At 39.5% G+C, this 25,215-nt stretch carries 17 protein-coding genes; 7 read left to right on the top strand and 10 right to left on the bottom strand.

The features are described 5' to 3' along the window. Positions 1 to 39 precede the first annotated feature (39 nt). The 6 genes from ACE1B6_RS29305 to ACE1B6_RS29280 form a co-directional block, all read right to left on the bottom strand. Positions 40 to 2,853, bottom strand: a complete 2,814-nt coding sequence (locus ACE1B6_RS29305; RefSeq protein WP_413260836.1) for a WD40 domain-containing protein — start codon at positions 2,851 to 2,853, stop codon at positions 40 to 42. A gap of 61 nt (positions 2,854 to 2,914) precedes the next feature. Beyond that, positions 2,915 to 3,523, bottom strand: coding sequence for a DUF4231 domain-containing protein (locus ACE1B6_RS29300; protein ID WP_413260835.1), 609 nt, complete (start codon positions 3,521 to 3,523; stop codon positions 2,915 to 2,917). Positions 3,524 to 3,664: 141 nt separating this feature from the next. Then, complete coding sequence (locus ACE1B6_RS29295) at positions 3,665 to 4,573, bottom strand: peptidoglycan-binding domain-containing protein (RefSeq protein ID WP_413260834.1); 909 nt, start codon at positions 4,571 to 4,573, stop codon at positions 3,665 to 3,667. Positions 4,574 to 4,876: 303 nt separating this feature from the next. Then, the gene (locus tag ACE1B6_RS29290) at positions 4,877 to 5,626 is read right to left on the bottom strand and encodes a hypothetical protein (protein WP_413260833.1); all 750 of its coding nucleotides are present in this window, start codon (positions 5,624 to 5,626) and stop codon (positions 4,877 to 4,879) included. A 55-nt stretch (positions 5,627 to 5,681) separates the two neighbouring features. Next, positions 5,682 to 8,528, bottom strand: coding sequence for a tetratricopeptide repeat protein (locus ACE1B6_RS29285; RefSeq protein ID WP_413260832.1), 2,847 nt, complete (start codon positions 8,526 to 8,528; stop codon positions 5,682 to 5,684). A 95-nt stretch (positions 8,529 to 8,623) separates the two neighbouring features. Then, complete coding sequence (locus ACE1B6_RS29280; RefSeq protein ID WP_413260831.1) at positions 8,624 to 10,228, bottom strand: NB-ARC domain-containing protein; 1,605 nt, start codon at positions 10,226 to 10,228, stop codon at positions 8,624 to 8,626. A 139-nt stretch (positions 10,229 to 10,367) separates the two neighbouring features. On the opposite strand from ACE1B6_RS29280, the gene nblR reads away from it, so the two are divergent. The 7 genes from nblR (at position 10,368) to ACE1B6_RS29245 (ending at position 20,581) form a co-directional block, all read left to right on the top strand. After that, positions 10,368 to 11,063 carry a response regulator transcription factor NblR gene (gene nblR / locus ACE1B6_RS29275; protein WP_413260981.1) on the top strand — a complete coding sequence of 232 codons (696 nt, stop codon included), beginning with the start codon at positions 10,368 to 10,370 and terminating at the stop codon, positions 11,061 to 11,063. A gap of 28 nt (positions 11,064 to 11,091) precedes the next feature. After that, a complete protein-coding gene (locus ACE1B6_RS29270; protein ID WP_413260830.1) occupies positions 11,092 to 11,778 on the top strand; it encodes a DUF192 domain-containing protein in 687 nt (228 codons plus the stop codon). A gap of 881 nt (positions 11,779 to 12,659) precedes the next feature. Further along, positions 12,660 to 12,851, top strand: a complete 192-nt coding sequence (locus ACE1B6_RS29265) for a DUF2949 domain-containing protein (protein ID WP_413260829.1) — start codon at positions 12,660 to 12,662, stop codon at positions 12,849 to 12,851. A gap of 194 nt (positions 12,852 to 13,045) precedes the next feature. Next, complete coding sequence (locus tag ACE1B6_RS29260) at positions 13,046 to 13,873, top strand: DUF928 domain-containing protein (RefSeq protein WP_413260828.1); 828 nt, start codon at positions 13,046 to 13,048, stop codon at positions 13,871 to 13,873. Positions 13,874 to 14,083: 210 nt separating this feature from the next. Then, positions 14,084 to 14,419 carry a hypothetical protein gene (locus tag ACE1B6_RS29255; RefSeq protein WP_413260827.1) on the top strand — a complete coding sequence of 112 codons (336 nt, stop codon included), beginning with the start codon at positions 14,084 to 14,086 and terminating at the stop codon, positions 14,417 to 14,419. Positions 14,420 to 14,692: 273 nt separating this feature from the next. Further along, entirely contained in the window at positions 14,693 to 17,827 is a 3,135-nt protein-coding gene (locus ACE1B6_RS29250; RefSeq protein ID WP_413260826.1) for a two-partner secretion domain-containing protein, read from the top strand. A gap of 117 nt (positions 17,828 to 17,944) precedes the next feature. After that, a complete protein-coding gene (locus ACE1B6_RS29245) occupies positions 17,945 to 20,581 on the top strand; it encodes a CHAT domain-containing protein (protein WP_413260825.1) in 2,637 nt (878 codons plus the stop codon). A 141-nt stretch (positions 20,582 to 20,722) separates the two neighbouring features. On the opposite strand, the gene ACE1B6_RS29240 is transcribed toward ACE1B6_RS29245, so the two are convergent. The 4 genes from ACE1B6_RS29240 to lpdA form a co-directional block, all read right to left on the bottom strand. Beyond that, entirely contained in the window at positions 20,723 to 21,874 is a 1,152-nt protein-coding gene (locus ACE1B6_RS29240) for a pyridoxal-phosphate-dependent aminotransferase family protein (RefSeq protein ID WP_413260824.1), read from the bottom strand. A 362-nt stretch (positions 21,875 to 22,236) separates the two neighbouring features. After that, positions 22,237 to 22,518 (bottom strand): DUF5340 domain-containing protein, encoded by a 282-nt coding sequence (locus ACE1B6_RS29235; RefSeq protein WP_413260823.1) that lies wholly within the window; start codon positions 22,516 to 22,518, stop codon positions 22,237 to 22,239. Between the two features lie 39 nt (positions 22,519 to 22,557). Continuing rightward, positions 22,558 to 23,454, bottom strand: a complete 897-nt coding sequence (gene trpC, locus ACE1B6_RS29230) for an indole-3-glycerol phosphate synthase TrpC (protein WP_413260822.1) — start codon at positions 23,452 to 23,454, stop codon at positions 22,558 to 22,560. 156 nt (positions 23,455 to 23,610) lie between these two features. Beyond that, on the bottom strand, positions 23,611 to 25,050 hold the full coding sequence (lpdA, locus tag ACE1B6_RS29225; RefSeq protein WP_413260821.1) for a dihydrolipoyl dehydrogenase: 1,440 nt from the start codon (positions 25,048 to 25,050) through the stop codon (positions 23,611 to 23,613). Positions 25,051 to 25,215 lie beyond the last annotated feature (165 nt).

Here is a 25,215-nt window from a genome sequence, read left to right as displayed (position 1 = left end):
CCTTATCTCCCTACCTCCCCACTTCCCCACCTCTGCCTTCTAGTTTTTAATTGTGAATAAGCTTTCACATAATCGTCGATCGCTTTTTTCCAAATTAGGATTATTCTGCAAATAATCCCCAATCCACCGACAACCTTTGACGAGTAACTTGTCTAAAGTTCCTATTTGCTGTAAATTCCATAAAATTATATTGTTGTCCAAACCTCCAGAAGCTAACGTTTTTCCATCAGGGCTAAAACTTAAGCTGATTACCCCATCTTTGTGACCTTTGAGCGAAACTAATTCTGTACCATCAAGTTGCCAGATTTTTATGGTTCGATCGATACTTGCTGAAGCAATAATCAAGTTATTGTCTGTATTTTTCTGAGTTTTGGCAACAGGTAGAGTGGATTTTTTCTGGGGACTAAAGATGGCTTCCCAAACGCGATCGTTATGTCCTCTCATAGTCCTTAAAAGCTTCCCTTGAATTTGCCAAATTTTTACAGTTTTGTCATCACTACTGGAAACAATAAGTTGACCATCTGGGGAAAAATTCACGCTATTTACCACATCAGTATGTCCTGTAAACGTAGCTAAAAGCTTGCCACTAACAGTCCAATGCTTAATCAATTTATCGGCACTAGCAGTGACTAAAGTCTTTCCATCTGGGCTAAAAGCTACATCTAAAACAGCAGCTTTATGAGCAGCAATAATACTATGTACTACGAAAGGCTTATTCCCAGAAACATCCCAAATTTTTACTGATTTGTCATTACTAGCCGAAGCAATAAATTTGCCATTGGGCGACCAAGCCAAACCATTAACAACATCCTCATGTCCAATCAGAGTATTTAATTCTTTTCCTTCCTGATTCCACAGTTTAACTAAATTATCAAAACTGGTGGTAGCCAGGACTTTACCATCAGGCGAAAAACTCACTCTCCGCACAAATTTAGTATGCCCTTGGAGAGTGTTAATTAATTTACCATCTCGTTGCCAAACTTTAACGGACTTATCCCAACTAGCGGAAGCAATAGTTTGTCCATCTGGACTAAAACTAATTGCACTTACTGCATCTTCATGCCCAAAAAGAACTTTTGGCACAGTTTTATCTAACTGCCAAATTTTTACAGAACTGTCAAAGCTGCCAGTAACTAACATTTTACTATCGGGAGACCAAGCCACACCGTACACTTCACTTTTATGTCCCTTAAGAGTTTTAACTAATGTGCCATCGCTTTTCCAAATTTTGGCAGTATTATCAAAACTTCCTGTGGCTATAGTTTCACCATTAGGCGCAAAACTAATAGCATAAACTTGTTCTGTATGCCCGGAAAGAGTGTGGAGTAAAATCGGTTTTTTCCCGGCTAAATTCCAGAGTTTAACAGTTTTATCAGCACTACCACTGGCTAAAATTTTGCCATCAGGCGAGAAGCTAACCGCGTTTACTTCTTTCGTATGCCCAGCTAAAGTGAAGATAGGATTGAGTGCTTTGGGATTCGATAAATCCCAAACTCTTACTAATTTATCTTTGCCAGCAGTAGCCAACTTTTTTCCATCGCCACTCCAACTTAACCACCAAACTTCGCTATTTTGTCCTTGCAAGGTTTGCAATAGTTTTCCTTCACTGTTCCAAAGTTTTACTGTTCGATCTTGTCCACCAGTAGCGATAATATTGTTGCGAGAAAAAACTACAGCATATACTGGTGCAGTGTGTTCTTTTAGGGTAGTGATAAGTTCCCCTTTTCGGTTCCAAATTTTTACTGTATTGTCGTCACTAGCTGTGGCAATTAATTTACCATCATAAGACCAATCCACTGCCCAAATTGTACCTTTGTGTCCTTCTAAAGTAGTAACTAAAGCACCATTACGTCGCCAGATTTTTGTTGTTTTGTCTTCACTAGCTGTGGCTATTAATTCGCCGTCATGAGACCAAGCGACAGCTTGCACACTATCAATGTGTCCTTCTATTTGATTGGATTCTATTACCCAATAGATTGCTTGTTGGAGTTCGGTAAGAATCAAGTTTTGCACTTGTTTATCTTTGATTGCCCAAGTACTTTGTTTGAGTTTGATACCTGCTCTGATCGCTTCAACTAAAGCATCAAATCTTTGTTCGGAAATAAATAATGCTTCGGAAGTTTTACTGAGGGCAAATAAGTTTTCTTTTTCTGCTTGTAACCGCAGTTCTTCGGCTCTTTGATATAAGCCAAAAGATAGCACGGTTAATATTGTGGTAATGCTCATGCCAAAGCTGATGGCAGTAAGAATTCTTTTGTTGCGTTTGCTTTCAGCTTGATTGCTTTGGATAATATACTGCTTGTGGAGAAATGTTGGTGATGGTTGTTGTTCTTGACTCTCTGTTAACCATTCTAATGCGGCTTTTAAATCTGTTCCTCGCAGTAAGAAACTAGAGTCATATTTTTTGCTGTACCATTCGATCGCACGCTTCAATAACCGAGTATGAGTTCGGACATGATCTAAATCCGTATCGATCGCATCTAGCAACTTTTGAAAGTTACTGTGAAAATCATCTTCATTGCGAATAAAAATCCAATTCAGCGCCGCTAAAGTTGGGTGTACATCTTCGGGATTAACATCCCGATAAAGAATAGGTACTAGTCTTTTGTGGTTTTTAATTGCGTACTCTAACTCTTCATTACAGTACTGAGAATTGATAGAATCTGGGCTTAAAATAAACAGGAAATTATCAGTTCCTTCAATTCCCACATAAATTTCCTGTTTCCAATCTGCTGTTAAAGGAATATCTTCCCAGTCTACCCAAACATCCCGTCGGAGTTTCATCAAGGTTTCATGTAGAGACTTAACGAACTCCTTATCTTTCCGGGAATAGGAAATAAAAATGTCAGTCATACACCCTCCAAAAATGAACAGCAGTAAGAAAATCTGCTGTTCTAATTAACTCAAGTAATCCCTATGAATTTCCAGCTTTTAAGCCGTTTGAAAAGACAACTTCTTTCTCTTCTTTTTTGTCTTTCTCTTCTTTCTGTTCCTTATCATCGCTCTTGTCTTTCTTCTCAAGAATTTCCGAAATATAAACGGATACATCTTTTCTGATGATGTATTCTACACGAGTAGCAAAAGCGTTATAAGCAAGAGAATGGCTTTGAGAATTTCGATAAGGGCCACTGAGTTGGAAAAATTGCCAACCTTCAATTTTTAATCCTTCTGCTGTGTTCCGGTATTGCTGCCAACGATCACCATAGCGGAAAAATTCTTCCACCGCGGCACTAATCGCTACTAACTGACTAATACCAAAGGTAGCCCAACGCAAGGTATCTCCAGCTTTACCACCAATATTCAAACTAACAAATGCTGGGATTACTACTCCGCCAATAATTGTTGCCATGCGTAATTGATAAAAGCGATCGCGAGAACTTGTTGCCCGTTTTTCTAACCACAATACTTGATCTAACCAACGGGATTTCATAAACCGCTTTTGCGATTCAGGCATATCTAAATCATTAATGATTTCCACCATTTCTTGTTTAAATACCTGATTACCGGAAGATGTATTCTTCATAGCTACTCCAATTCTTTCCTCGTAATTAATCGTTTGCGATCTGCATTGACACAAGGAGACTGGTAATAAGAAAAGGGAGATGTGGAGAATTTTGCCCTTGATCTTTTACCTTTTACCCTTTACTTTTCTTTCCTCTTTCCTTTAAGTGGCTGGAAAACTTTTCACTAAATCGTCGCCAGGGATTATCGTGGAAGTGAAGACATATCCGCTGGTAGTTAAGTAGCGTTTATCTCGCTTAATTAAAGTCATAAATTGGCGATGTCCTTGGATGGTACGACCTACTAAACAACCAGCACTAGCCACCCCAATGTCGTTTTTGGGAAAGTCATAACCCCAATGTTGATTAATGCCAAATAAACCAGTTTCGTTGCGATCGCTAGGTCGAATAAAATCCTTATTTAGATCTCGCCAAACAGTAACAGGTCCAACTTGAATTAAAGCTTCATGAGGATTACTATTACCATGTATTCCTACAGACCAAGCTTTATATTGACCAAAGTGAATTCTGGCAGCACCTTTAGAATTCATAGGGCGATAAGTGTATTTAGCACCCGGTTCAGTAGTAGCTTCCCAAATCCCTACAATTTTTGGAACACCATCTTCAAAAGCAATTACAGTCCTGATATCATTGAAGCGATTAGGAGCATCATTATTAAGTGTTCCACTAGTATTCATTCCCTCAACATAAACAATGTTGTAGTACTGGGAATATGTGAAAACTTTGTATTTCTTAGCCAGCATATATTTAACAATTCGGCTGGCTAAATCATTACCTAATTTTAAAACTGGTTGCGCTAGGTCTTCCGGTTTAACTTGAATCAAATGTCTGGCAGTAACCGAGCCAATATAACCTGGTTCATTAGTTTTTGTTAATTGCTGGAATTTCGTTAAAGCTAATTTGGAAATCGGGCCAAATGCTCCGTCCGCAGAACCTTCTAATATTCCTAAGTCGATCAGACGGGTTTGAATTTGTTTTGCTAATTCTTTGTCTTCGTTAATTTTGCTGAATTCCCAGTTAATGTTGTTTTGCAACAAGTATTGTAATTTCATTTCTCTTCCTGCTGTAGATGCAACTGAACATCTTCAATCTATGGGATTTATTCAGCATTGACAGCGATTAAAATGTCATATATTCGACAGTCATTACAAAGTAATTCAAAGCTAAATTCAATATTTAGCTAAAATTCCTCAACCTTCAGTAAAACCACTAACTTGGAAAGCTTGGTTATCTCTATTGCATATTCTTGCCGAAGAAAGTATAAGTGAAATTACGCAATAAAGCAACAAAAAGTCACTTTTTAGTTATAAAAAATAAATTTAACTTCTCAAGTCTAAAAGGCAATATTGGCTAACTTATTGTGACGATGGAGAGGAAAGTTTTTCTGCGATCGCTTTGCCAATAGAATGAAAGTCATTTTCTAGTTCCACAATACTTAATTTCTCAAATTGAGCAACTTGGTTTACTTGCCGATCGGCATCTTCTGCTTCTAAAGCTGCGACAATTCGATCGGCTGTTCTTCCACTACCAGCAACTACAATTAATGGTCGATTAACTCTGATACTATTACAAGCATCTCTTAAAGTTATTGCTCCACCATTAATCAAAATTGTTACCGAAGGTGAACCTTGAGCTAAAGTACTTGCTACATCAGCGATCCAAGGAGATTCATCGCCCCAATTATTACCTGGAACTAATACAAAATGGGTATGATTTAGTTCTAAAGGTGCAGCATCAGCAAATGTGTTTTCCCGATCGGGAAGTATGACAGTGCCGATCGCCGCTACACCAATTAAGGGAAATGTTCCACCTAACTTTAAACGCGCTTTTCCCATTAACTGCATTACTCCAGCATCAGTACCCCCATCTACTACATAAGCTTTTAATTTTTCTACTAAAGGAACTATTTTTTCTTCAAATAATCTCTGGAGACGGGTAAAATAATTTTGAGTTAATCCACTCGCACCGCCGACTATGACTAAAGTAGGGCGAGTTTCTGTTAATCCTATTTGCTCTAAAGCATCGGATAACTCTCTAGCCTGACTGATTTCAATGGCAAGAGGGCTGGAAATATGAGTGACGTTGGAAACGCAAGGCTGACACATCTTGCTGATTGATAACTTATCTTTATAAGGTATGTTGGTTTTCCTCGCCCAGTTACTAGCTGTTAGCAGTTAGTAAACTTTGAAATTGCTGGTTAGCCCGGATACTTTCAAAATCTGGATCAGTTTTTGCCTTTGACAGATATTCTACAGCATTAAGCTCAACTATTTGTGCTAGATTTAACAAAGCTAAATCCGTATTACCTTGTAAAGCGTAACAACAGGCTTTGTTATACCAAGCGATCGCATAATCTGGTTTTAGTTCAATAGCTATATCATAATTAGCGATCGCCTCCTGCAAATTTCCTTGTTGGCGTAGAATTTGACCTCGGTTGTGCCAAGCTTGGTACTTATCTGGCTGTAATTCCAATGCTTTATCGAAACTAGCTAACGCCTCTGAGAAACACCCTAATTTTCCTAGTGCTAAACCGCGATTGTACCAAGTACTTGAATCTTCCGGTTCTAATTCTACAGCTTTATCGTAGCTAGCGATCGCCTCTGTAAATCTTCTTAAATCATCCAAAACATAGCCCCGATTGTACCAAGATGCGGCATCTTCTGGATTTAGCTCTAGAGCTTTTTCATAGCTAGATAAAGCCATTTCTAGCTGCCCTAATTTTCGTAATGCTATGCCTCGGTTGTACCATGCTTCGTAATCATTGGCTTGCAATTCTAAAGCTTTGTCGTAACTAGCAACTGCCATCTCCCAATTCCCTATTTCATCTAGGGAAATCCCCCTGTTGTACCAAACTACTGCATTATTTGGTTGAATTTCTAAAGCTTTATTGTAGCTAGAAATTGCTTCTTCTAATCGCCCTAACTTTCGTAACGCTATGCCACAATTATTCCAAGCTTCCTGTTTATCTGGTTGTAATTCTAAAGCTTGGCGATAACTAGCGATCGCTTCTTCATAAAACTTTAGTTTCCGCAGGGCAATCCCTCTTTCATACCAAATATCTGCATCATCATTTTGTAACTCTAAAGCTTTATTAAAACTCAAAATCGCTTCTTGGAAAAATCCCATTTTCCGCATAGCGACACCCCTTTTATACCAAGCTTTACTACTATTAGGGGCATATTTTAATACTCGTTCATAACTGGCAAGAGCTACTTCATAATAGCCTAAATCATCAGCTAGTTTACCTAATTTGTTTAAAAATAAATCTCTGCTAAATTCAGGTTCTAATTTTCCAGTAATCTTTTCTGCTTGAGCAAACAGAAGTTGCAAGCAATCTTTTCTTTCTTGGGGAACGCAACGTTTAATTTTATAAGAAATTGCCGCAAATTTCGCCAACCCATCTAAGGCAGGAATTTGTTGGAAACACAGATTTAATGCTACTTCTACTTGTGCTGGATTAATCCCTTTCTCTTGCAAGTAAGTAAAATCTATCTCATCTGATTCAAGGATCGCCGAACCATATTCTACCACTGGTTGAATCGCAGCAATAAATTTTTTTGCTCCGTAAGGTAATAGTGGATGATCGGATAAATTTTCTTCCCAGGCGATCGCATTTAAAGCCTTCTGGAAAATCCGGCTTTTTCCTAAATACTGTGAAGTTAATAACTTATCAATTAACTGCACTTGGTATTCTTGAGAATGGGAAAATAAACTATAATATAAAGATTCATTTGTATAAGCGCACCATTCAGCATTTTCATATTGGCTAGCAATAGGCATCTCCGGCAATATTTCCGTTTCTGCTAATTGGATAAAATAACTAGCTAAACTAGCATTAATTCGATAAAATTCCTCTGGATCTTCTTGCCATAATAATAACCGTAAATCATGCCTCAGCAGTTCATTTAAATAATAATGCCCTTGCTTTAATTTTACAAAACCCTGTTGTTTTAACCAATCAAAATATCTAAATTCATCCTTGGCTTCGGATGACAATTCTAACGGAATACTTTCTACCAAAAAGCGTGACAAAGAACGATTAAACCAACGACAGCAAGCTAAAGAATAGAGTAATTGCTTGTGCTGTATCGGCAAATTTTCTAATAATAGATCGATGATGTTTTGGTAAGGGTAAGAAAAATCAAGTTCGGAATTTTCTTTAGCTTTTCTCACAATGCAGTTAAGATAATACGGTAAGCCTTTACTTAATTTATAAATTTGTCTAATTTCTGTAGGTAAACCTACATTAATTTGTTCTAAATATATCTGTACCTCCTGTTTATTAAACTCTTTTAAATGATATGTATAAACAAAAGAATATTTTTTACTGTCAACATTTAAGAAATTTGTACTCGCTAAAATGAATAGGAGTTTAGCCGATCGCAAAGCAGTATTACTCAGCAAATAATTCCAAAACCAGAAATTAGTTTCCTCAGCCACCTTCTCGTAATCATCCAATACAATTACTATGGGTGATTTGGCTAATTGAACTAAAGTTTCTCCAAATGCTTGGGTAAGTCTTTCTAAAGGCTGAAGTAATAACTCCTGCAATTCTAGCTTGTTTTTTGTTACCGGATGTTGTTCCAGTTTTTTTTGCCAAAAATCTCTCCTAGCACTTGATTTTAACCCTAGCGAAAAACTCTCTAACTCTTGTAAACTTAATTGAGATAAATTTAATTCTTCTAGAATTTGTTTATATCTAACATAGAGAGCCTCAAAGGAATTAACCTGAAAAGCATTAACATTTAACAATTGCTTAGAAATCTTATGTATAATCTTATCCATTAGACTTAATGGCATTTCCAAAGTTTCATTGTTTCCCAAAGAAAGTGTGATAAAATTAACTTGATTTTCATAATTAATTTCTAAATGTTCCAACAGAGTAGTTTTGCCAACTCCGCGACTACCTGAAATATAAAAAACTCTGGGATGCGAATCAGTTTGATGCAAAGCTTTGGCAAAATCAGCCATTAAACTCTGTCCCTGCTCGCGCACAATGTAACGCAAAACTTAGCTCCTTTGAGCATTACCTGACTAAAATTTAGCGTAGAAATAAAAATATTTCTACTTAATTTTGATTACTTCTGAAATAAGTAGCAAACCTAGATATTAATCACTGTGTTTTTACTTTGAAGTAACCGCTTAATTATAGTTTCTGGAGAAACATTAGCCTCGCGATCGACTCTTCCAGCTAACAAGCGATTTTTAATATACTCTTTGACAACTTGCTGTTGAGTGAAATAACCGAATTTAGTTTCAATTAAACAGCGACGTTTCAGAGACTCCAAAGATTCCAGTAACAAAGAAGTTGCATAATTACCTTTGATATTTTGCTGTAATTCTTGCACTGAAACTGTTTCCTGCTCTGCGGCTAGCCAATACATAATTTCTTTTTCCAACTCCGACAACCTTTCAAATTGTTGATTTAATAAATCGCGGATACTGCCAAAAATCGCTGTATTTTGGCATAAAAACTCAGCGACATTGCCATCAAATAAATCTTGAATAGTAGTAAAAGCAATCTTCAAAGCTAAAGGATTACCCTGATACATTTGAATAACTTTCTGCCAGAGACTTTCTGTTGCTACTGAGTTATCCATCTGTTTGAAAAGTTTCTGAGCATCGGTGTATGTTAAACCTTTAAGCTGAAACGATCGCACTTTCTTACCAACTAAAACCCCCAACTCTTTTGGTTGTTCCCGACTGGTTAAAAGTAAACAACTTTGATGGCACTCTTCCCCAAAACGCTGAAAAAATTTACCATAACTTTCATAACCTTTGCGATAGTAACCTCCAGCGGGTTGTTGTTCGTTATCGCCACTAGATAAGATAGCTTCCACACCATCCAAAACCACCAAACAACGGTGTTTTTCCAGAAACTTAATTAACACCTGAATCTGCTCATCAATAGTAGCAACCTCTTCCGATTTCGGCGAGAAAAACTGCCACAAGTGAGATAAAATCTCTCTAATTGCAGGAGCATGACTGAGCGATCGCCAAATCAAATACTCAAAATTAGGTGAAATCTTTTCCGCCAACTTCAAAGATAAAGCCGTTTTACCAATTCCCCCCATACCTAACAATGCTACTAAACGGCACTTTTCCTCCACAATCCATTTTTGCAAAATCGCCAACTCTCCAACTCTGCCATAAAAATCGCCAACATCGATCGCCTTCTCCCAATCTTGGCGTAAATTATAGAAAGACGAAGAATAAAGCGGAAATTGATAACTAGAAGCTAAACCTTGCTCCTGCCAAACCTCACCAGAAACTATAATTTCTCGCTCTTTTGCTCTCCCCTTCTCCCAAGCTTTTTCCCCATTCGCTTCCAGCCAAGTCTGAGAACTTGTAGCAGAATTTACTTCCGGTTGATTTACCGCTTCCTCAGTTAAAGCTGAAGATATAGCCACCTCATTTACAGCATCACTCGCCATGCTCTGCTCTGGAAAAACCGTAGAGTACTTATGCCGTCTTAACACAGAGCGAAAGTTACTTTTTGTGACTTTCTCCCCCAACTTATCCGACAGAGATTGCCACAATTGATAGCCAATATTCTTCACATACTCAGCATCATAAGCAGAACTAGCCGCAATTTCTGGGTAAGTTTTTCCTTCCCAAGACTGGCGTAAGACTAGCTCTTGAACATGGTTTAAGTAACCAGGTTTTAGAATTGAATCAACAACCACTAAAGCTTCTTCAATTGTCATTAGTAGAAAGACACCCAAATTGTAGAAACCACCCCAAAATTCTAGTTTCTCATGCTTCTCATCAATCTAATACGAAATAAACGTGCTACAACAGATAGATGTTACAGTAAGCTCAAGTATTAATGCTTATTCCCCGATTATGAATACTATTACCATCAACAACAGCCCTTGTGTGTTAGTCATCGAAACCGATGAAACCCTGGCACAAAATGTCAGCCTCGACTTAAAAGAATCAGGCTATGAACCAGTTATAGCTTACGATGCGAATACCGCAATGCGGCAAGCAATGGAACGCCAACCAGCTTTAATTGTAGTAGACCGAATGTTAGTTGGGGATTCTGGATTAGGTGTATGTAAAAACCTGCGCCGCGCCGGAAATAGAGCCCCACTATTACTAATGATGGCGCGTGACAGCGTGGACGATCGAGTTGCTTGTTTAGAAGCAGGCGCAGATGATTACTTTCTCAAACCTTATCGTTCCGAAACTTTCTTAAAGTTAGTCCGCCTCTATCTCCAGCCAGATAACTATAGCTCGGAACAATTACGATTCTGTGACTTAGTGCTAGATTTAGGTACGCGCCGCGCCTTACGTAACGGCAGAGTCATCGATCTGACAATGAAGGAATATGACTTATTAAAGTATCTCATGGAACATCCCCGCGAAGTTCTGACCAGAGAACAAATTCTGGAAAATGTCTGGGGTGACAACTTTATGGGAGAATCCAACGTCATAGAGGTGTATATTCGTTACTTGCGTCTGAAAATTGAACAAGAAAACGAAAGACGCTTAATTCAAACCGTCAGAGGCGTAGGTTACGTACTGCGGGAAACCTAAAACAGACAATAGGAGAAGTGGCACAAGGATGAGTAACGGGAAAACTCCTCAGTTACTAACTTCAGAAGTCAGAAGTCAGAAAGCAGAAAGCAGAAGGGTAGAAGGCTTTTATATTCAGCTTTTTACCTATTTTCAACCACTCAATTATTTCTGCCGACTTGTACTAGGTTTAGTGTTGGGAATTTGGCTGCTTGGTTGTTCGACAACTGCACCAGCAAATTCTGGAGATATAGCTTTAACTACCCCAACAGAACGGACAAAAACTTCTAATAATCAGGAATTAGCTCAGAATTCACCACAAATGTTGCCGATTTCGGCTAAAGCTCAGTTGGCGAATGGTGAAGTTATTCAGCTGGAAGTCACTCGCACTCCCGCTGAGCAAGCGATGGGGTTGATGTATCGGCAAAGTTTGCCGGACGATCGCGGAATGTTATTCTCCTTCTCTCCCCCGCAACCAGTCAGCTTTTGGATGAAAAATGTGGTCATTCCTTTGGACATGATTTTTTTACAGAATGGAGTGGTGAGAGCGATCGCCACCAACGTCCCCCCCTGTAAACAAGATCCCTGTCCTACTTATGGCCCAAACGGAACCATAGATCAAGTAATTGAACTCCGTGGCGGTAGAGCAGCCGAACTGGGGATTAAAGTCGGTCAACAGGTGAAAATTGAGTTTTTCTCGCCCCAACCCTCTAACCATACAAAATCTTTACCATAACTTGTTCAAATCTTATAAGTTTTGAACCTAAATGTTAACATTGGTGTCTATATTGATAAATAACCGAAAGAATTTGCTACGCTGTCCTGACAGTGCCAATTTCTGGAGAGACTTGCCCTGACAGTAGGCAAAATTACGGGAAGAGCAAGGTTGAGTCAGTCAAAAAGTAGGTTACTATCAGTAAAGTATGCTTGCTTAAGATACTGGCAGTGTTTAAATTCTTGATGTTCTGAGTTCTCAATTCCTTTGAGAAGCTAACAAGAGAGTAAAACCTAAGAATTGCGAGTTGAAGCTTAGTTATATTTCTCTTCCAGCAAACGGGAATTAGGTGTGAGGCGAGAGTAGTTAAGAACCAGAACTAAGGGAACCAAGTTAAACAGGAAAATTGCCGACTTTGGCGAGAAGAACTTTTCGTGAGATCGCAACATCTCCAGAAAGGTTAACTTAAAAAAGTCAAAATTATGCACTAAAGATGCTGGAAATCTTCCACTATACCTCTATGGATATAGTGGCGGAAGTAGTCAGACATCTTCCTTGTTAGAGATGAGGTTAGTTAAAGTGCTGAGGTAAAACAAGATCACAATAAAAAACAACTTTGTTGAGGTGAAAAAGCTGAATAAAAAGCTGTTTTAAAAAGATGAGTTTTAGCCAAAAAGCTGCTAAAAACAAATAAAATTAATCCTCAACTCGTCATCTCAATTGCTCAGTTTATTTGAGTGTTAGCTGTACTGTAAAAGTCTGATTCCATCCGGGATTGACTAAATTAAAAAGGGTACTTTTAAACTCATGAACGGTGACAAAGAGAATACTGTCTACTGGATTTATCCGTCAGGGAGACAAAGATCGGAAAATGGTGTCTAGTCAAGGAGGTGAAGGTAGGAGTGGCACCCACAAACTATTCGAGATTTATTAGATTTTTGCAAGAAGAGTTGTCAATTTCTGGCGCATCGCTTTCGATCGCCCTCAGACACAGCAAACAAGATCCAGGGCCATTACCAATGATTCTTTGGCAATATGGTTTGGTAACATTAGAACAATTAGACCGGATATATGATTGGTTGGAACAAGCTTAATATTTATTTATCCCCAAGGATTTGGTAATCATGTCAAACCGAGTATTTCCTAGCAGTTTACTCAAAAATCGAGGGGTGATCCACAATTCCATACCAGAGCAAGAAAGGGTTAGCGATCGCTAACCCTTTCTTTTATGCCATTGTTGGTAACTGAGAAAATTTAAAATAGTAGGGGTAAACATTAACACGAAATTATGTTAAAGCAACGATTCTCTTCCCATCTCATCCCTTTAACTTTGTTACTAATTGGGAAATTTTTTATTATTACTCCCTTACCCACCCCAGGGCAAACCATAACTAATCAAAGTAGTTCTAGTCCTTGGGAAATAGATAGCTCATCCGTTTATGAACCACCACCAGATATTGGTTCTCCCGGAAGAAGAGAATCAGGCGGAAATCGTCCGGGAGAAATTTCCACTCAACTAAAATGTCCCAACGACTTACAAGTTCCTCATCCACCACTAACAGCTTTAGTCCCAAAAGTTCAGGAACAAACTGCTAACTCGCGCCAGAAAGTTTCTCAACTCATAGGATTAACCCTAAAGTCACATCCGACATTTTTTGTTTACCTTCCTCAGACTAGTGCTCCTACTGTAGAGTTTATCCTTAATGACTCTGAGGAAAGAGAAGTCTACCGGACTAATTTCCCGACTCCGAAATTTCCAGGTATTTTTGGCTTTAAACTTCCCGAAAATGCACCCGCTTTGGATGTAGGTAAAAGCTATCAGTGGTATTTCGTAGTTCGCTGCGATCCGGCAAATCGAAAAAGAGATTTAGTTGTAGAAGGCTGGATTTGGCGCACTCAGTTGCTTCCTACCATTAGAAAACAAATAGAAAAAGCTGAATTACGCGATCGCGCCATTCTTTTACGTCAGTACAAAATTTGGTATGACGCTTTAGCTGATTTGGCTGAATTACATTACTCCTCACCACAAAACTCACCAGTTACTGCTGAGTGGGGCGAATTATTGCGATCGGCTGGCCTCAGTGAAATCTCTGAGCAAATTTTAACTACTCCATGAAAACTTTATAAAGTTTTCATGTGATTACGTAAACTTGCTGAAAAATCTCGAACAAAAATAGCCAATTGCTCAGAGAACTTGCTATTTTTGTTATTTATATTAAGTAGAAATATCTCGTTACAAAAAAATAATTAATAGTACGGAAAATAGTTGAAAAAAAATAAAATTTAATTACAATTTAGTAAGGAAGCATCTACTACAAAACGCATCATGAACTCGAAAATCTACAGAATTTGTTTAGCAAGCAGTTTCTCTTTATGCTGCTTGTTTACACCCAAAACGGCTACAGCCCAAGCGATTTTTCTCTATCCAGACAATTTTGTCGATGACTATCAATTAATTGCATTAAACACAGTGATCTCTGTCACACAAAACCGGGAAATTAACTGCACAAACAAGGCTACTAATACTGGTACAACTACCAATAACCCAGCCCATAACGTAGCAATTACCAACAGTAAAAATCTGGAATTACAATCTTCTCAAAGTAAGGTGAAAACTGGGCTAGAAGCAAAAAGTGGCAAAAAACCACCCAGAAAAGGTTAATCATTACAGCTAACTACAAAGCAAGAGGACTGGTCAGTTATTAGCCACTGAAGTTAGTTGATTGAGGTAGCAGGAAGCAGGAAAGAGAGTCGCCAAGTTTTTTAACTAAATCCTTACCTACCAAAACTAGTATCAAACCCTTCTGCTTTAGCCAGAGGATAAAACCAATACCAGTCCTCTATGTCGAATACCCAAAATCACTACCTACGTCCCTTACAAGTTAAAATGATTCATAAAATAACCTTTTATTTCGTTGGATTTAAGGAAAATTTTATGAACAAAATAGCTGATATTAGACTCTGGCTTAGACTAGGGAGTTATTTATTTTTTTTAGTTCTATCTCATCCCGCCTCAGCACAGATAATTCCTGACAGCACTCTGCCAAATAATTCCGTAGTTACACCAAATAACGCTACATCCCCAGGACAAACAACCGTAATTCACCTGATTAACGGCGGAACACAAACGGGGAATAATTTATTTCATAGTTTTCAAGAATTTTCCCTTCCTACGGGACACAGCGCCAACTTCAATAATTCAGTAGATATTCAAAATATCATCACTCGCGTTACAGGTAACTCAATTTCTAACATTGACGGATTAATTAAAGCCAACGGTAGCGCCAACCTTTTTATCTTAAATCCCAACGGGATTATTTTTGGGCCAAACGCCCAATTAAACATCGGTGGTGCATTTATCGCCACTACCGCCCAAGCAATTAACTTTGCTGATGGTACCCAGTTTAGCGCCAACTCCACAGGAACCACGCCGCTATTAACCGTCAGCGTCCCCCTTGGTTTACAGATAAATTCCCCCGCAATTTCTCTCCCTGGAATTACAGTTCAAGGTGCGAACTTACAAGTACAACCAGGTCAAACTATTTCCTTAGTAGCTAACCAAATCAACTTTATTGGTGGCAATCTGACAGCAGAACAGGGAAGGATTGAATTAGCATCAATTACCAATGGTTCATGGTCACTATTTAGTAACATTCAACCATTAACCACCCAACCAGGAGACATTCAACTTTCCCAAACAGCCACAGTTGATACCAGTGGTGTTGGTGGTGGTAATATTTTAATTCACGCCAGAAGTTTAAGATTAACTGACGGTTCCCAAATTAAAGCCAGCACTTTAGGCGCAGAATTGGGCGGAAATATTATAGTAAATGCCTCTGAATCTGTAGAGGTTATTGGTAGATTAGCAGACGGAACTCCCAGCGCCTTGCAAGCCAGAGTTGAGTCAAACGCTACTGGAAACGGTGGCAGTATCAACATTAACACCAAAAATTTGCAACTCGAAGGTGGGGCAAGAATAGCGGCTTCTTCCTTAACAAATGCGCCAGCTAACGCCGGAAATATTACCGTACAAGTAACAGATAAATTAGAAATAGTAGGTGTAAAAGATGTTACTCAGAACGCTCAAACTATCATTTACCCCAGTGCATTATCTACCCAAACCACAGGTGAAGGAAATGCCGGAAAGATAGCAATTCAAACCGGAATTTTAGTCACTCGTGAAGGGGGACAAATATCTTCAGAAACCTTCGCCAGCGGAAATGCGGGAAACATAGATGTTCAAGCTAATCAGATTAAAATTGATGGTAGGTCATTCGATGGTACACAGCCTAGTGGAATTTTAGCCAGAACTAAACAGGGAGCTACGGGAACGGCTGGCGATATCAGGATTAATACGGAAAGTTTAACTGTAACCAACGGTGCAAGAATAGCCGCAGCTTCTTTAGGCGCAGGAACAGCCGGAAGTTTAACTATTCGGGCTCAAGATACCGTAGAAGTAACAGGAGTCGGCAAAAATATCGATGGTTCACTTAATCCTACCCAAATATCAGTTTTAACTTTGGAAAGTGGTAAAGCAGGAACTTTAGACATTCAAACCAGGAAGTTAATAGCGGAAAATGGCGGTCAAATTTCCGCTTCTACTCAAGGAATAAGTGATGGTGGAAGTTTAACTATAAAAGCGGAAGAAGTGCAATTAATTGGACGTTCTCCTGATGGAATTTCTCCCAGTGGTTTGTTAGCTAGAGTTGAACCAAAAGCCACAGGAAATGCTGGAGATGTAGTGATAGAAACCGAACGTTTAACTATTACTAATGGTGCAAGAGTCACAGCATCTTCTTTAGGAGAAGGAAAGGCAGGAAATATAACAATTCGGGTGACGGAAACCCTAGAAGTTAATGGAGTGGGTAAAAATGTTGATGGTAGTTCTAACCCAACCCAGATTTCTGTGTTAACTACTGGAACAGGTGCGGGGGGAATTTTAGAAATTCAATCTGGAAAATTAACAGTGGAAAATGGCGGTCAAGTTTCTGCTTCTACTACCGGAAGTGGAAACGGGGGAAATTTAACTGTTAAAGCGGAAAACGTACAATTAAATGGTCGTTCTCCAAATGGAATTTTTCCCAGTAGTTTATTAGCGAGAGTGGAAGGAAACGCTACCGGAAACGGCGGAGATTTAATCGTAGAAACCGGAAGTTTGACTGTCACAAATGGCGCAAGAGTAGCAGCAGCTTCTTTAACTCAAGCATCATTAAATCCATTAGCACAAGGGAAAGCGGGAAATGTGACAATTCGCGCCAATAATGTAGAAGTAGCGGGAGTTGGTAAGAATATTGATGGAACTGCTAACCCTGCACAAATCTCGGTGTTATCTACAGGTGAGGGGGTTCCAGGTAGTTTAAATATAGATTCTTCTAGTATTTTGCTAAATAATCAAGGCAATATTTCGGCTGCATCTCAAAAAGGTACTGGAGGAAATGTTAACCTTAATTCCCGCAATATTATTTTAAGCCGTCAAGGTGCAATTTCCGCTGATGCAGGTGCAGGGGGAAAAGAGGGAAATATTAATATTAATACTGAAATTATGATTTTATCAGGAGGAAGCAAGATATTTACTGATGCCGAATCTCCCACAGGTGGAAGTAATATTAGAATTTCTGCTCCTAGTGGTTCGGAGTTAGTATTGATTGTTTCACCTGATAGTATTATCAATGCTCGTGGAGAATTGACAATTGAAAGTGAGATGGAAGTAAAAGCACCGGAAATGACGAAAGTAGAAGTTGTAGATGCTACTAATTTAATTGCTCAAATTTGTCCTGTAGGTGAGGAAGTTAGTACTTTTTATGTTACTGGGCGGGGTGGAATTCCTGCTCATCCTAATGAACCTTTAAGTGGGGATTTATTCTGGGAAGATTTACGCATTCCCCAAGTGAGCAGGGGAGTAGGGGCGCAGGGGCGCAGGGAAGCAGGGGAGAGTTACCCAAATGCGACTATTGTTGAAGCTCAAGGTTGGGTGATTGGGAATAAAGGTGAGGTTATTTTGACTGCTGAAACTGCTAAGTTTACTTTGCATGATGCACCTTTTAAATTACCTGCTTGTCGTCCAAGGTAAAGTAGGTTTGTTGTGGGAACTTCAGTTCTTCTTTTTGGCAATGCAACGACTGAAGTCGCTACTACGAACGACGAACTGGAATGACTGAAGTCGCTACTATGAATGAGTTTTAGGAATATGTTTAAATTATTTAGATTCAGTTTAGTTTTATGCTTGGGACTAGTGATTGCTCTCTCTTGGGAAAATCTAATTGTTCCCTCTCCAGCAATAGCAAATTTTTCCTCTCTGCGTCTGGAGCGTTTAATTGCTTCTAAGTTTAATTCTCCGCAGTTACTCCAACAAGGAAAAAGTTTATACGAAGATGAAAAATTTGCTGAGGCTATCAAAATTTGGCGACAGGCGGAACGCGAGTTTACTGGGGAAAAAGATACTTTGAACCAAGCATTAACTCTGAGTTTTCTTTCTTTAGCTTATCAGAAATTAGGCGATCGCCAATCTGCCCAATCCACAATTGACCAAAGCTTAAGTTTGTTACAAACAATTCCCGACTCAAACCGGGACAAGCACCAGGTTTTAGCAACGGCTTTAAATACTCAAGGACGCTTGCAACGCTCATTGGGACAAACAGAAAATGCTCTTTTTACTTTACAAAAAGCTACCGCGGCTTACCAAAAAGCTGGGGATGAGTCAGGGAGAATTGGCAGTTTAATTAATCAAGCGCAAAGTTTACAAAGCTTGGGTTTTTATCAGCGATCGATTAAAATTCTAACAGACTTAGAACAAAATATTCAAAATCAAACCAATTCACAGTTAAAACTTAAAGGTTTACTTAGTTTAAGTGCAATTATTCGCACAAACGGAGATCTAGAAACATCACGAAAATTAGGCGAACAAGCTTTAGAAATAGCCGAAAAGTTATCATCTCCATCTGCATTAACTACAGCTTTAATTAATTTAGGTAATACGGAATTTGCCTTGGCGAAAAGAGCCGAATCAATCGCCGAAGGTACAATAGATAATCAACAAGTACAAGAAAAAAAACTAGCAGCTTTAAACTACTATCAAAAAGCTGCAAATCTAGCGAATTCAGGTAATCAAAAGCTGCAAGCGCAAGTTAATCAGATGCGTCTTTTACTGGAAACTAAACGATGGCGAGAGGCGGAAACTTTATGGCAAGAAATTCAAAGCGAACTTCCTCAAACTCCGGCTAGCAGAAGTAAAGTTTTTGCTCAAATTAATTTAGCAAATTCTCTGTTAAAATCTCCTAAATCCGATTTAGAATTCACCCAACCGCAGAGTGTAGGAAAGTTACTGGCAAATGCAGTTCAAGAAGCGAAAAGTTTAACAGATAAACGCGCCGAATCATACTCTTTGGGTGTTTTAGGGGAATTATACGAAAAAACCAGACAATTTTGGGATGCAGAACAGTTAACTAAACAAGCTTTACAACAAGCTAATTCGATTAATGCCACGGATATTAGCTATTTGTGGGAATGGCAATTGGGGAGACTTTACAAAGAGCAGAAAAAGTGGGATGATGCGATCGCATTCTACACCACAGCAGTCAACACTTTAAAATCCCTTCGCAGTGACTTAGTAACTATTAATCCAGAAGTACAATTTACTTTTCGAGATAGTGTAGAACCTGTTTATCGTCAATTAGTTGATTTACTGTTACAACCGCAAGCAGAAGTTAATCAAACTAAACTTATAAAAGCACGTCTAGTAATTGAGTCTTTGCAGTTAGCTGAATTAGATAACTTTTTCCGCGAAGCTTGTTTAGATGCGAAACCGGAACAAATTGATAAACTGGATGTAAAAGCAGCAGTAATTTATCCAGTAATTCTCTCGGATAGGTTAGAAATTATCGCCAGCTTACCACAACAACCTTTAAAAAATTATCGGGTATTAATTCCACAAAATCAAGTTGAAACTACTATTCATCAACTCGAACAAGCCTTAGCAATTCGCCATTCTAACCAAGAAGAACGCCTGAAAATTTCTCAAAAAGTCTACGATTGGTTAATTCGTCCCTTGCAAGCAGATTTACAGGCGAGTGGTGTAGAAACTTTGGTGTTTATCTCAGATGGTTCTTTGCGGAATATCCCAATGGCGGCTTTACATAATGGAGAAAAGTATTTAGTTGAAGAATACAATCTTGCCCTAACTCCTGGGTTACAATTATTAAGAACTCAGCCCTTAAATCGGGAAAGATTACGGGCATTAACAGGAGGTTTAAGCGAAGAAAGGGAAGGCTTTTCCGCATTACCAGGAGTCAAGTTAGAATTAGAACAAATTAATGCCGAAGTTCCCGGAATTACGCTTTTAAATCAAAATTTTACTAGTAGCAGTTTGGAACAACAAGTAGCAGAATTACCTTTTCCAGTAGTTCATTTGGCTACTCATGGACAGTTTAGTTCTAACTTTAAACAAACATTTATTTTGGCTTGGGATGGACCGATTAATGTGAAACAACTAGATGAGTTACTGCGAAATAAAAATCCCAATTTACCCAGCGAAATTGAGTTATTAGTTTTAAGTGCTTGCGAAACTGCTACTGGCGACAGTCGGGCGGCTTTAGGGCTAGCCGGAGTAGCAGTGAGGGCGGGGGCACGCAGTACTTTGGCGACTTTGTGGAAAGTTAGTGACGAGTCTACTGCGGCGTTAATGACGGAATTTTATCGAGAGTTGGCGACACCGGGAATTACCAAAGCGGAAGCTTTACGTCGGGCGCAAATTACTTTATTGAATAATCGACGTTACCGAAATCCTTATTTCTGGGCACCTTATGTTTTGGTGGGAAATTGGCTTTAGGGGAGGGCAGGGGGGCAGGGGGGCAGAGGGGCAGAGGGGCAGAGGGGCAGAGGAGAAAGTTTTGAGTTTTGAATTATTAAATTTCCCCTTTTCCCCTTTTCCCCTTTTCCCCTTTTCCCCTTTCCCTTTTCCCCTTTTCCCCTAACTCTTAAATACCTTCGCTGCTGCGGCGACACCTGCGCCGGGGGTGAAGGCATCGTAACCTAGTTCTAGTAAGGCTGCTTCTAGAGATGCGATCGCAGTTAGTATATCGCGATCGCTAACAAAACCTAAATGCCCAATGCGGAAGATTTTACCTTTTAAATGATCCTGTCCTCCCGCCATTGCGATATCATAACGCTTCTTGAGCACCTTACGAATTTGCTCAGATTCTACCTGCACTGGCGCAACTGCGGTAATCGCAGGAGAAGCAGCATTATCTGGCGCAAACAGCGGCAAACTTAAAGCTTTTACTGCTTCACGAGTGGCATTTTTCAACCTTTGATGACGGGCAAAAATATTTTCCAAACCTTCTTTTTGCATCATCTGCAAAGTAGTTTGTAATGCCACAATTAAATTAACTGGTGGCGTAAAAGGAAAACTATTTTTCGCCGCATCTTTGCGATACTTACCTAAGTCCAAATAATACTTAGGTAACTTGGCAGTTTTGTAAGCTTCCCAAGCTTTGGCACTCACGCTGACAAAAGCTAAACCTGGAGGAATCATATAACCTTTTTGGGAACCTGAAGCTACCACATCAATTCCCCATTCATCAATGGGTAAATTCACCGCGCCCAAACTTGTTACTGCGTCTACAATAATCAAAGCTTCCCCGTGTGCTTTCACATGACGGTTAATAGTTTCCAAGTCATTTAAAACGCCTGTGGAAGTTTCGCTGTGAGTCACAATTACCGCTTTAATTTGCTTTTGGGTGTCAGCTTCTAGCTTTTCACGGAATTGTTCGGTATCTAAAGGTTTACCCCATTCAGCGGTAATAATGTCTGCATTCAAGCCATAAGCTTGACAAACTTCACCCCAACGTTCGCCGAACTTACCATTCGATCCTACCAAAACGCGATCGCCAGGACTCAAAAAATTAATAATCCCCGCTTCCATCGCCCCAGTACCGCTAGATGCCAACACCAGCACATCATTTTCGGTTTGGTGAAGCCACTTCAAATTCTGGAAAACTTCCCCCATAATTGGGGTAAACTCGCTGCTACGATGTCCAATCGGATGTTTCGCCAAAGCGAGTAAAGCTTGTTCGGGTACAGGTGTTGGCCCCGGAATCATTAATATTAACTTATCGTCCATCAGTCTCTCCTAGATACAGTCAGCTATTTTTTAATTGTGAGTTCTGAATTTAGTATTTCTCAGAAAATTTGGAATTAAATAATTTTCTTAACTCAAACCTAAACAACTCAAAACTCTAGTGTAAGAAGGCACAACACATCAGGCAGAACGTAAAGGAAGCTTTTTCAACTCAACCTTTTCAACTAAATTATTTCTGCCATGCTGCAATAGCCTTTTCTCCCATGCCAGGAATAGTATAACTAAGCAATGGCGAACTTTCGATTATACAGTACGTTGTTGCATTTCAGCGCAAGAATTGGCGCTGAAGCGCAACAACGTACTTGGTGAGTTTTCGGTTGAGATATCAGTAAAATCTTTCATCATCAAACTGGCGGTTGACTTTTTTCAGTATCGCTTTTTGCCTCTGCTGCTGAACGTTCAACAACATGATTTAAAGACCAAAAATACTCTGTAGGAAGTTGCGCCTGAGAACAAATATCTTCGATTTGCTTTTGTTGGGCAATAGCTTTCCGCAAAGTAATAATCAGCTGCCTCACCTTTTCTTTAACTTCTGTATTACTAGACACAGCAAAATTAGTTTTCCGTTCTAGTAATTGCAGTATTAACTCGTATTGGACAGGAGAGGGAAGAGGTATGGGCTCCATGTATGTCAACTTAAATTAGGTTAACGAATAAGAAATCAATTAGTCAGGTTTGATCTCACTAACTAAAGATTTTATAGCCTTTTCTGGATCTGGCTGTTTCACCAATGATTCACCAATGAGTACACCAGTAGCACCAGCTTTTGCAACTAAGTGTAAGTCATCAGGAGTATGCAATCCTGACTCACTCACTACCACAATACCGCGTTCTTTTAGTTGTTGACCGCGACTAGCGAGAAGATCGCAGGTTAATTGTAAATCCACAGAAAAATCTTTCAAGTTACGATTGTTAATCCCTACCAAGTTGACCTTCTCTAAGGCTAACACTCGATCTAATTCTTCTAAGGTATGAACTTCAATCAAAACTGTCATTTTCAGGGCTTGGGCGATTTTAACAAAATACTGCAAGTCCTGATTAGAAAGAATCGCTGCAATTAATAAGATGGCATCAGCACCTTTGGAACGGGCTAAATAAATTTGGTAAGGATAGATAATAAATTCCTTACACAATAATGGTAAGTCTACTGCTTGGCGAATTAAAGCTAAATTCTCAAATCCGCCTTGAAAGAATTTAGTATCTGTTAACACAGAAATGCAGGAAGCGCCACCATTTTGGTAAGCTTGGGCAATTGCTACTGGATCGAAATCTTCCCGCAATAGTCCTTTACTAGGAGAAGCTTTTTTTACTTCGGCAATAATTGCAGGTTTTTTAGCTGCTGATTTTAAAGCTGCAACAAAGTCGAGAGGTGGGGAAATATTAGCAATTTGCTTTTGTAATTCTACTAAAGGTAGACGTTCCCGCATTTGGTCAACTTCGGTTTCTTTATACCAAACAATTTCTTCCAAAATGTTTTTTGGTGCAGCATCAGGAGTGACAATTTGATAGCGTAATTCTTGCACTGCAACTGAAGGATTTGGGGGACGACGACGAATTTCCATTTTTGGGGACTAGGTACTGGGTAATGGGGGACTAGGAGACTGGGCGACTAGGAGACACTTGGGAAGTTTTGAGTTTTGAGTTAGGGACAGTTTCGGGAGTGAGAGAGTTTTGAATTCTCCTCCCCTCTGCCCCTGGAGCCCCTCTGCCCCTCTGCCCTATTTAGCTGCTTCGGCGGCGCGTTTGTATGCGTCGTCTAAGACTTCGGAGAGTGTGGGATGGGCGTGAACTAGGTATGCTAGGGTGTGGATGGATTGACGATTTGCGATCGCATTTGATGCTTCATGAATCAAGTCGGAAGCGTGCAAACCTATAATATGAACGCCTAAGATTTCGCCGTTATCTTTTCGGTAAATAACTTTAGCAATTCCGTCTGCTTCTCCTTCGGCAACTGCTTTAGAATTACCTTTAAAATAACTCCGCACGCTGGCAATTTCAAAACCTTCTTTACTTCCTAATTCTTTCGCTGCTGTTTCAGTCATGCCCACAAAACTAATTTCTGGGTGAGTGAATGCAGCTGCGGGAATACTTTGATAATCTACTGTTTTCTGTCTGCCACAAATGTTTTCTACAGCGGCAATTCCTTGGGCAGAAGCAGCATGAGCTAGCATCATTTTACCAGTAGCGTCTCCGATCGCCCAAAGATGCGGCACAACTTCGCCACCCGAAAGTACAGCCATTCGATCGTCAACAGGAATATATCCCCGACGGTCTAATTCTGCGCCGACACTTTCTAAACCTAAGTTTTGGGTAAAGGGTATTCTCCCTGTGGCAACTAAACAAGCGTCAACTTCCAAAATTTCGACAGTTTCTTTAGTTTTAGCATCTGCTAATTCGATAATTACTGGCGATCCTGGTGTAACTTTTTTCGCCAAAAGACCAACTTTAGTTTCAATATCTCTGGGAGTAATGAGAATTCTTTCGGCTATTTTAGCAATGTCGCGATCGAATCCTGGCATTAATTCTGGTAATGCTTCAATTAAGGTTATTTCCGATCCTAAAGCGGAATAAATGTCAGAGAATTCTAACCCAATATAACCACTACCAACAATTGCCACCCATTGCGGTAGCCAATCTAATTTAATTCCATCATCGCTGGTAAAAACTGTTTTGCCATCAACTTCAATTCCGGGGGGTACCCAAGGCACGGAACCAGAGGCAATAATGATATTTTCGGCAGTAATAATTTTTTCCTGACCATCATTGGTGGAAATGGATAATTTTTGTGGGCCTGCCAATTTTGCCCAGCCTAAAATTGTATCTACGCCGATGCGTTTTAAGCTGTTGGTTAAATCTCCCCGCAGCTTAGAGACAATATTAACTGCGTGATTTGCGATCGCTTCTCGGTCAAATTGTACATTGCCAACTTGAATTCCTAGCGTTTTCAAATGATGGGCATTGCGTAACTCTCGCACTCTACCCGAAGCTGCCAATAACGCCTTTGATGGGATACAACCACGATTAACACAGGTTCCACCCATATCGCCAGCTTCGACGATCGCAGTTTTTAAACCACAGCTGACTGCATGAAGGGCGGCACCATGTCCACCCACGCCAGCACCAATAATTGCTAAGTCGTAATCAAATCCCTGACTCACCTAAACTTCTCCAGTTGCTCACAGCCCTTATTAATTCTTAACTAGTGAGGGTAATTTAGACAACATTTTTTTCAACCAGCAATCATCATGTCACAATTGGGCATATTAAAAAAGGCAGAAGACAGAAGCGGTGGGGAGGTGGGGGGATGGGGGGATAGGGAAGTT

The sequence above is a fragment of the Floridaenema fluviatile BLCC-F154 genome (genome assembly GCF_041929135.1).
GTDB lineage: Bacteria > Cyanobacteriota > Cyanobacteriia > Cyanobacteriales > Aerosakkonemataceae > Floridanema > Floridanema fluviatile.
Note: the sequence above shows the minus strand (reverse complement) of the source record. Positions and strands in the feature narration are given on the sequence as shown.

Excerpts from the sequence above, each read along its gene's own strand:
- ACE1B6_RS29255 (WP_413260827.1), top strand. The coding sequence starts at position 14,084 with ATGAACTCGAAAATCTACAGAATTTGTTTAGCAAGCAGTTTCTCTTTA.
- ACE1B6_RS29250 (WP_413260826.1), top strand. The coding sequence starts at position 14,693 with ATGAACAAAATAGCTGATATTAGACTCTGGCTTAGACTAGGGAGTTAT.
- ACE1B6_RS29300 (WP_413260835.1), bottom strand. The coding sequence starts at position 3,523 with ATGAAGAATACATCTTCCGGTAATCAGGTATTTAAACAAGAAATGGTG.
- nblR (WP_413260981.1), top strand. The coding sequence starts at position 10,368 with ATGAATACTATTACCATCAACAACAGCCCTTGTGTGTTAGTCATCGAA.
- ACE1B6_RS29280 (WP_413260831.1), bottom strand. The coding sequence starts at position 10,228 with ATGACAATTGAAGAAGCTTTAGTGGTTGTTGATTCAATTCTAAAACCT.
- ACE1B6_RS29245 (WP_413260825.1), top strand. The coding sequence starts at position 17,945 with ATGTTTAAATTATTTAGATTCAGTTTAGTTTTATGCTTGGGACTAGTG.
- ACE1B6_RS29305 (WP_413260836.1), bottom strand. The coding sequence starts at position 2,853 with ATGACTGACATTTTTATTTCCTATTCCCGGAAAGATAAGGAGTTCGTT.
- ACE1B6_RS29295 (WP_413260834.1), bottom strand. The coding sequence starts at position 4,573 with ATGAAATTACAATACTTGTTGCAAAACAACATTAACTGGGAATTCAGC.
- ACE1B6_RS29240 (WP_413260824.1), bottom strand. The coding sequence starts at position 21,874 with ATGGACGATAAGTTAATATTAATGATTCCGGGGCCAACACCTGTACCC.
- ACE1B6_RS29260 (WP_413260828.1), top strand. The coding sequence starts at position 13,046 with ATGTTAAAGCAACGATTCTCTTCCCATCTCATCCCTTTAACTTTGTTA.
- trpC (WP_413260822.1), bottom strand. The coding sequence starts at position 23,454 with ATGGAAATTCGTCGTCGTCCCCCAAATCCTTCAGTTGCAGTGCAAGAA.
- ACE1B6_RS29290 (WP_413260833.1), bottom strand. The coding sequence starts at position 5,626 with ATGTGTCAGCCTTGCGTTTCCAACGTCACTCATATTTCCAGCCCTCTT.
- ACE1B6_RS29235 (WP_413260823.1), bottom strand. The coding sequence starts at position 22,518 with ATGGAGCCCATACCTCTTCCCTCTCCTGTCCAATACGAGTTAATACTG.
- ACE1B6_RS29270 (WP_413260830.1), top strand. The coding sequence starts at position 11,092 with ATGAGTAACGGGAAAACTCCTCAGTTACTAACTTCAGAAGTCAGAAGT.